7 protein-coding genes are annotated in these 7,849 nt (G+C 62.3%); 5 read left to right on the top strand and 2 right to left on the bottom strand.

The window, feature by feature from the left end:
• Positions 1 to 2: 2 nt before the first annotated feature.
• From JMF90_RS14575 to JMF90_RS14565, 3 genes are read left to right on the top strand one after another with little or no spacing between them, the layout of a single operon-like run.
• Positions 3 to 1,223, top strand: coding sequence for an MFS transporter (locus JMF90_RS14575; RefSeq protein WP_201325185.1), 1,221 nt, complete (start codon positions 3 to 5; stop codon positions 1,221 to 1,223).
• 47 nt (positions 1,224 to 1,270) lie between these two features.
• Positions 1,271 to 1,663: a VOC family protein gene (locus JMF90_RS14570; RefSeq protein ID WP_011548570.1), complete on the top strand. Its 393-nt coding sequence runs from the start codon at positions 1,271 to 1,273 to the stop codon at positions 1,661 to 1,663.
• A 60-nt stretch (positions 1,664 to 1,723) separates the two neighbouring features.
• Positions 1,724 to 2,971, top strand: coding sequence for a citrate/2-methylcitrate synthase (locus JMF90_RS14565; RefSeq protein WP_011548571.1), 1,248 nt, complete (start codon positions 1,724 to 1,726; stop codon positions 2,969 to 2,971).
• Between the two features lie 341 nt (positions 2,972 to 3,312).
• Here the strand turns inward: JMF90_RS14565 and JMF90_RS14560 are convergent, their stop codons facing one another.
• Positions 3,313 to 4,224, bottom strand: a complete 912-nt coding sequence (locus JMF90_RS14560; protein WP_011548572.1) for a LysR substrate-binding domain-containing protein — start codon at positions 4,222 to 4,224, stop codon at positions 3,313 to 3,315.
• Positions 4,225 to 4,323: 99 nt separating this feature from the next.
• Between JMF90_RS14560 and JMF90_RS14555 the strand changes: the two genes are divergently transcribed.
• Positions 4,324 to 5,241, top strand: coding sequence for a DMT family transporter (locus tag JMF90_RS14555; RefSeq protein ID WP_011694451.1), 918 nt, complete (start codon positions 4,324 to 4,326; stop codon positions 5,239 to 5,241).
• 181 nt (positions 5,242 to 5,422) lie between these two features.
• On the top strand, positions 5,423 to 6,517 hold the full coding sequence (locus JMF90_RS14550) for an NmrA family NAD(P)-binding protein (RefSeq protein WP_054928397.1): 1,095 nt from the start codon (positions 5,423 to 5,425) through the stop codon (positions 6,515 to 6,517).
• A gap of 333 nt (positions 6,518 to 6,850) precedes the next feature.
• Here JMF90_RS14550 and JMF90_RS14545 read toward each other — a convergent pair.
• On the bottom strand, positions 6,851 to 7,849 hold a 999-nt coding region (locus tag JMF90_RS14545), incomplete at its 5' end, for a hypothetical protein (RefSeq protein ID WP_201317176.1).

Below are 7,849 nucleotides of genomic sequence, written 5' to 3'. Positions count from 1 at the left end.
CGATGCTGCTGGTGGCCACCGTCCTCAACTACGTCGATCGCTCGGCGCTCGGTATCGTCGCTCCGGCGTTGTCGAAGGATCTCGCGCTTACCCGCGTGCAGATGGGCGAGCTGTTCGCGGTGTTCGGCCTCGCATACTCTATCGCGCTGCTGCCGGCAGGCGTGCTCGCCGATATGCTGGGCTCGCGCGTCGCGTATGCGCTGTCGCTCGTCGGATGGTCGCTGGCGACGCTCACGCAAGGGCTCGCGCACGGCTATCACATGCTGCTCGGTTCGCGGCTAGCGATGGGCGCGCTCGAAGCGCCCGCGTTTCCGTCGAACGCGCGCGCCGTGACGATGTGGTTCCCGGTCCAGGAGCGTGGCTTCGCGACGAGCGTGTACGTGATGGGTCAGTACATCGGCACGCCGCTCTTCACCGGGCTGCTGCTGTGGATCTCATCCGCGTTCGGCTGGCGTACCGTGTTCTTCGCGACCGGCGCGTTCGGCATTCTGTTCAGCGTCGTCTGGTACCGGCTCTATCGCGATCCGTCGCGCCATCCACGCGTCAACGCGGCCGAGCTGCAGTACATCACCGAAGGGCAGCCGGTAGTGACCGCGCGCGACCGATTCGACTGGTGCATGGCGCTGCGCCTGCTGGGCTATCGGCAGATCCTCGCGATCTGTCTCGGCAAGTTCTGCAACAACACGCTGCTGGTGTTCTTCACGACCTGGTTCATGACCTACCTTGTCGAGGAACGGCACATGTCGATGATCAAGGTCGGTTTCTTCCAGGCGATGCCGTTCATCGGCGCGACGCTCGGTATCCTTATCGCGGGCTATTTGTCCGATCTCTGCATCCGGCGCGGCGTATCAATGTCGTCGTCGCGCAAGGCGCCCCTCGTGATCGGTACCTTCCTCGGCGCATCGATCGTGCTCGTCAATTTCGTGCAGTCGAACGCGCTGGTGATCGCGATCCTAACCGTCGCGTTCTTCGCACAGGGAATCGGCTCGATGTCGTGGGCGGCGGTGTCCGAGATCGCGCCGAAACGCTATGTCGGGCTCACCAGCAGCATCACGAGCCTCGCCGCGAATATCGCAGCCGTCACCACGCCGCTGATGATCGGCTACGTGACGCAGCACACCGGCAACTTTTTCTGGGCGCTGAACCTGATGGGTGCGATCTGCCTCCTCGGCACGCTGTCGTACTCGGTGCTGCTCGGCAAGCTGTCGCGTATCGAGCTCTGACCCGGTTCGCCCCCTTTTACGCTCCACTGCACGTACCGCACACGACCATGATCGAATTCAAATGGGATCACCTGCAACTCTGCTCGGCTGATGCCGAGGCCACCGCCGCGTGGTTCGCGCGCTGCCTGAACGCCGAAATTGTGCGGCGCCCCGGCCGCGTCGACCTGCGGATCGGGGCGATCAACCTCTTCATCACGGCGCTGCCGGACGCATGTCCGGCGATCGTGCCGGACGGCGCGCGCATGCAAGGGATCGACCACTTGGGCGTGCTTGTCGAGGATCTGGATGCGGCTTACGCGCATCTGGTCGACAACGGCGCGGAGATCGTCCAGCCCGTCACGCGGATCCGCGCCGGCGTGCGCGGCTGTTTCGTGCGCGCGCCCGGCGACATCCTCGTCGAGGTGCTGGAGCGGCGCCCGGCCGAGATGACATTCAACTGAACCCGGTCTATAGTCGGCGCAAGCGGCCGCGCACCGGCCGCATCCTCATCACGACTCCCCATGCAGAACTGGATCACCCTGACGGAAGCGGCGCGGCGGCTCGGCGTGCGGGCGCAGACCGTCTACGCGTACGCGAGCCGCGGCAGCATTGCCGTGATGCAGGATCCCGACGATCCGCGCAAGAGCCTGTATCGGGCCGAGGATGTGGTCGCGCTGTGCCGCAAGAAACAGGTCGGCCGCAAGCGAGCGGCGCTCGCGGCCAGCACGATCTTTGGCGCCGAGCCGTGCATCTACAGCGGCATCACCACGTTCTCGAAAGGACGCGCGTGGTATCGCGGGCGCGACAGCGTTCAGCTCGCAGACACCGCCACGCTCGAGGAGACGGCCGCGCTGCTCTGGCAGGCCACCACGCCCGTGTCGTTCGATCCGCCCGCGTTGGCACTACCGCCCGGCGAGCGAGACCGGCAATGCGCGTTCACCATGCTCGCGACGCTGGCCGCGCACGGGCACTCGACGCTCGGCCGTCTCGACAGCGCACTGCACATCGAGGCCGGGCAGCTCGTCGCGATCGTGTCGCGCGCGTTCGGCGCGCACGACGATGCCGGCGCAAGCCCGCTTCACACCCATCAGCGGCTCGCGGCCGGCTGGGGCCTCGACAGCCATGGCGCAGACCTGTTGCGCCGCGCGATGGTGCTGGTCGCCGATCACGAGATCACGAGTTCGGCATTTGCCGCGCGCATCACCGCATCGACCGGCGCGTCGCTGGCAGGCTGCCTGCTGACGGGGCTCGCGACGTTGTCGGGGCCGCTGCACGGCGACGCGTCGGGACGCGTACGTGCGGTGTTCGACGACGTGCAACGATTGGGTGCCGAGCGCGTCGTCGATCATCACCTGAAGTCCGCGATCCCGATTCCCGGTTTCGGCCATCATCTTTACCCCGACGGCGATCCGCGCGCGGACGCGCTGCTTGCGCGGCTCGATCCGCCGACGGAACTCGCGCACTTCGTCGACAAGGTCACGACGCTCACCGGCCAGCGGCCGACCATCGATGTCGCGCTGGCGATGCTGTCGGTGCAGCTTCAGTTGCCGCGCGATGCGGCGTTCGGGCTGTTCTCGATCGCGCGCAGCGTCGGACTGCTCGCACACTGCATCGAGCAGCTGCGCGTCGGCAAGGTGATCCGGCCGCGCAGCCGCTATACGGGGCCGACGCTCGACGATCGGCATCTGCGGCCCGCCGCTGACGACGACGGCAAACAGACGAAAGTCGGCGTGATCAACAAGAACCGCCTGTTCAAGGTGGTGGAGTAACCTGCCGGACAACCGTAAACCAGATTTAGATTATCTCCGTTTGCGAATAAAAGTTGTCACTGGCCGCGGCTGCGAAGACCGGTGTCAACTCCTCCGCGGCGCCGTCAGTGGCGGTCACGCGTTGTGCCAAACCTGAACTTGAACCGACAATCGTACCGTAGCGATAAGGTTCCCTATCCTGCTTGCGCATGCAGCCCAACGTCAGGAGCTGTACGAGACAGCGAATGGCCATTCTGGCGCGCCGCGAACGACTCTGAACGACCCATTGTTGCCGGTCGGAATCGCATTATCCGGCGTCGGCATTAGAGCCGACAGCAGTCATTGAGACAATAATTCGACGGCTAGAAGTAGCCTCCACGCTGCGCACATCCCCTGGCGATGCTGTCGGTAAACCACGCCTTGAGCAATTGAACCGCCTGTTTGGTTCCGGCACTGGCGGGATGGACGAGGTAATATCCGGCGTCCAACGCAAGCGCATTATCGAATGGCTCAATCAGTTCTCCACGAGCCAGTTCCGCTTCTACCAGCAGGGGGCTGGTAAGCACAACGCCTTGCGCGCGCACTGCGGCGTCGATCGCTATCAACGACTGGTCGAACCGGATACCGGTAATGGTTTCGATCTGCGAACCGTCGAGACCGCTGAATCGAGCAAGCCACGTGGCCCAGTGCGGGTGTAGCGTGTTATGGAGCAGTGTCGCCGTGCGCAAATCGTCGGGGCGCTTCAATCGGCGCTGCTTCGCGTATACCGGATGGCAATACGCGCGTGCCTCGTCATGGCACAGCAGTTGAACGGATAGTCGTGCATCCATCCCGTCGAAATGCCTAACCGCGAGATCGACGTCATCCAGTTCGAAGTCGACCATCGTTGTCGATGTGCTCAGGCTCAGCGCAATCCCGGGGTTTGCCTGCAGGAAGTCGGCCATGCGTGGGGCGAACCACTTGGCAGCGAAGCTCGGCGGCATCGACAACCGCACGCCGCTACCGCGACGCTCACGAATGCGATGGCTCGCATGAATAAGCTCTGCCAGGGCGGGTTGAATCTGCGCGAAGTAGGCGCGACCATCCTCTGTCGGCGTTACCTGCCGTATCTGGCGCACGAACAGGGCAACGCCGAGCCATTCCTCAAGCTTCTGAATCTGCTGCCCTATCGCACCAGGCGTCACGTTCAGTTCCCGGGATGCAAGAGTAAAACTGCCGTGCCGCATGGCAGCTTCGAAGGCAGGCAGGGCTTTCAGCGGAGGAATCGATCGCATAGCTTAGTTTTTCTATTCCATAGTCGACATTAAATCATTTGTAGAGCAAGCCGGTGCGGAACACAATCGGGACTTCATCCGCTTTCCTGGTGCGCTGACATGAATCCCGCCTATTTCGCCTTCGCCGCCCTCGGGTTCATCTGGGGCACCAACTTCCTGTTCATGAAGTGGGCGAGCGTCGATCTGGCTGCCAGTCAGATCGTCTTCCTGCGCGTGCTTTTCGGCTTCATCCCGCTGCTCACGGTCGCGCTATTCACTAAGGCGCTCAAATGGCGCCATCTTCGGCACGCTCACCACTTCGTGGTGATGTCGCTGCTTGCGACCGTGATTTACTACTACGCGTTCGCGAAAGGGGCCGGGCTGCTGTTCTCGAGCATTGCCGGGATGCTAAGCGGCGCCATCCCGCTTTTTTCCTTCCTGTGCGCATGGGCGCTGCTGCGCGAGGAGCGACCGAACGCGCGAATGATTGCGGGCATCGCCAGCGGATTCGTCGGTGTACTGCTGATCGCGCGCCCGTGGAATGCGCACGCGGCTGGCGTCAACCTGCTCGGAGTCGGCTATATGGTTGCCGGCTCACTGAGCGTGGGCTGCTCGTTCGTGTACGCGCGCCGCTTTCTTTCCGGCCTGGACCTCTCGCCGCTCGCGCTGTCGACGTGGCAGATCGGCTTCGCACTGGTCCTGATCGGCTGTGTCACGAATTTCGACGGCATCGCGCGTGTAACGAGCGATGCGCGAGCGCTGCTCGGCCTCGTGCTGGGACTCGGTCTGACGGGCACCGGGATCGCTTACATCCTTTATTACTTCATCGTCGGACGGCTCGGAGCAGTGGCCGCGTCCAGCGTGACGTACATTCCACCGGTCGTTGCGTTGCTGATGGGTTCGTGGCTTGCGCAGGAACCGATCGGCGCAGTCGAACTGTTCGCGATGGGCGCAATCCTCGGTGGTGTGTTTCTGCTGCAACGTGGCCGGCAACCACGCGCAGTCGCGGCGCGCGGTCCGGCGAAGGCGGCCGGTTAGGGCCGCAGTGTCGTATGAATGCTTCGATGAAATATCGCGCAGACCGCAATTCGGCATCTCGAAAGAAGTTCACGGGCGAGTGGTCGGCGTACCGGTGCCCGGTGCCATATGAAGCTGACATCCGTGCCATCGGCGCGTAGCGGTCGGCAAATCTATCCAACTCATACCAGCGTAAACAAACATGTCTTCACGGGTCCCCTCGACCATATTCGTCATCGGTGGAACGGGCGCACAGGGATTGCCCGTCATCCGGGCGCTCGTCGCCGACGGCAAATATGCCGTGCGCGCCTTGAGCCGAGATCCTGAATCGCGACGGGCCATCGAGCTCTCCACTCTGGGGAACGTCTCGATCGTGAAGGGCACGTTTGCCGATGAAGCGGTCCTGCGTGACGGTTTTCGTAATTGCAGCGCAGCGTATATCAATCTCGATGGATTCAACACCGGGGAGAAGACTGAGATTTATTGGGCCATCCGATGCTATGAAATAGCCATCGAAGAAGATGTCAAGTTCTTCGTATATGGAAACCTCGATTACGCGCTCAAAAGGTCCGGATACGATTCCCGGTTTCGGACAGGCCACTATGACGGCAAGGGCCGCGTAGGGGAATGGATTCTGTTCCAGAACCTGACAAACCGTGACCGGATGGGCGCCGCGCTGCTTACGACCGGTCCGTATATGGAGATGGCCGTCTCGGCAATGACACCGATGACGCCGTCCGTGGAAAGCGGCGTCGTTACGTGGCGGGTACCACTCGGTGACGGCGCCGTCCCGCATGTAGCGTTCGAGGACTGCGGGTACTACGCACGTTGGCTTTTCGACAATCCGGAGCGTGCGAATGGCATGCATCTCGAGGTCGCGATCGATCATGTCGAGTATGCGAAGCTTGCCGAGGCGTTCGAAGCCGTGACCGGACATCCCGCGCAATATATCGATACCGACCTCGAAGCATACTGGAGCGGACCGCTCAAGGCCGCAGCCGATTTGCCTTCCGGATATAACGCCGATCTCCGCGACAAAAGTACGATGAGCTTCCGCGAAAACTTCACCGGCTTCTGGAATCTGTGGAAGTACGGGATCATCAAAAGAGACTACGCATTGCTCGACGAAATTCATCCCGGGCGAATCAGGACGGTCGAACAATGGCTCAGGCGCGAAGACGAGTTGGGACGAGCACTGGGCAACAAAGGCCTCTGGGAAAGGGTTCAGCCTGAAAATCTGCTCAGATTGCCGCCTGTCTTGAAGCTGTCCGAAGACCAGAGGAAGGGCACGTTATAAGTTCCTCGCGAACGTCTAGCTCAACTGCAAAACGCCTCACTACTTGCCACGCGTTTTCTCACGCTGCGATGCCGGCGAAGATCGTCGACGCTCAACGTCCGAAGCTGTCGGCAAGGCGGCCACCGAGGAACGGCATGCCAATGTCCGGACATGGCCGAACGCGGCCGGCCGCCGCCCTGTGACGCACGACCGGCGCAGATCGACCCACAAGCGACCTTCGGACTTCTCCAAAGCAGCCTTTCGACGTCGCTATATGCATGCGTCCGACAAGATGCTGTGTCTCGGCCACGAAGCTTCCTTTGATAAATTCAGTCTGGCTGATCTCCGAGGATCTCAGGAACAAGCGAGTTGCTGGCAACGAATGCCGCTCACGGGATCTGCCTGCCCGGACCGTAGCGATGCGGTCAGGGAGCGGTCAGAGAGCGCGCATACCCTAAACCTCGCGTCATAGAAGGCAGGGCCAGCGTTAAGCGTGCGCAGCATCTCCGATAGAACAAAAGCAGATGACACAGCGCCGACGAACGGAACCGCGACTGACTTGCCTGCGACCAGAACGCGACCGCATTCGTCCGGCGCAAGCGCGCCGTAGCCCTGGTTCGCCTCCGCCCGGCGACGCGCCCGTTCTTCCCTTTCCCGGCGCGCCTGCGCGCTCTCAAGTGGCCACAAGTCAGCCGCAGGCCGCCGGTTCGGCCACGTATGCACAGCTACGGAATCGAAAGTTCCGACTTCGCCGCCCAAGCCCGAATCGAAGATCAACGGAAAGCCCGCTTGGGTTAACCACTGACGCGCCTCGTTGTCGTCGAATCCCGACAGCGCAATCACGGGCTCACGATCACTTCGACGATAATTCCCATCTACGAACCGCTCAATCAGCCGGGTATCGAATCCGCGCTTCATAAGCCATTCCGACACCACACGGGTCTTGGGGTGTCCGAGCGTGTCGCCATTCAATAGAGCGCCCGTTTCCAGATTCGGCGATTCGACCAGGTCGTCGTCGCATAGATAGATTCTTGAGCCTTTGGTGGTAGAAAGCGGCAGACATGCGAGTGCCCAAAGGTAGGCTTGTCCAAGGTGGCCCAACCCGAAGCAGGAAAGCTCCACCGGGGCTTCGTCAATGGCGCCCCCAATCGAGTCGGACGAATCATCCGGCAAGTCCGGTCGCCACAACGAAAATCCGATGGCGCGGCGTGCAGCCGCTACGCTAATACGCGCGAACGAAGCAAACACCTCGCCCACCGCCACGGCTGCAGCGGCAAGCGGTGCCAGCGCACACCATGGACGCTCAGGAAGCCGCGCGACCTGCGCCGCAGGCCCGACACTCACTTTCCAGCC

The organism is Burkholderia sp. E168m23, from assembly GCF_016586125.1.
Classification (GTDB): Bacteria; Pseudomonadota; Gammaproteobacteria; order Burkholderiales; family Burkholderiaceae; genus Burkholderia; species Burkholderia orbicola.
This window is presented reverse-complemented; position numbering and strand designations above follow the sequence as displayed.

Bases quoted from the DNA above. Each gene is read 5' to 3' on its own strand.
- JMF90_RS14560 (WP_011548572.1), bottom strand. From the start codon at position 4,224: ATGCGATCGATTCCTCCGCTGAAAGCCCTGCCTGCCTTCGAAGCTGCC.
- JMF90_RS14555 (WP_011694451.1), top strand. From the start codon at position 4,324: ATGAATCCCGCCTATTTCGCCTTCGCCGCCCTCGGGTTCATCTGGGGC.
- JMF90_RS14570 (WP_011548570.1), top strand. From the start codon at position 1,271: ATGATCGAATTCAAATGGGATCACCTGCAACTCTGCTCGGCTGATGCC.
- JMF90_RS14575 (WP_201325185.1), top strand. From the start codon at position 3: ATGCTGCTGGTGGCCACCGTCCTCAACTACGTCGATCGCTCGGCGCTC.
- JMF90_RS14565 (WP_011548571.1), top strand. From the start codon at position 1,724: ATGCAGAACTGGATCACCCTGACGGAAGCGGCGCGGCGGCTCGGCGTG.
- JMF90_RS14550 (WP_054928397.1), top strand. From the start codon at position 5,423: ATGTCTTCACGGGTCCCCTCGACCATATTCGTCATCGGTGGAACGGGC.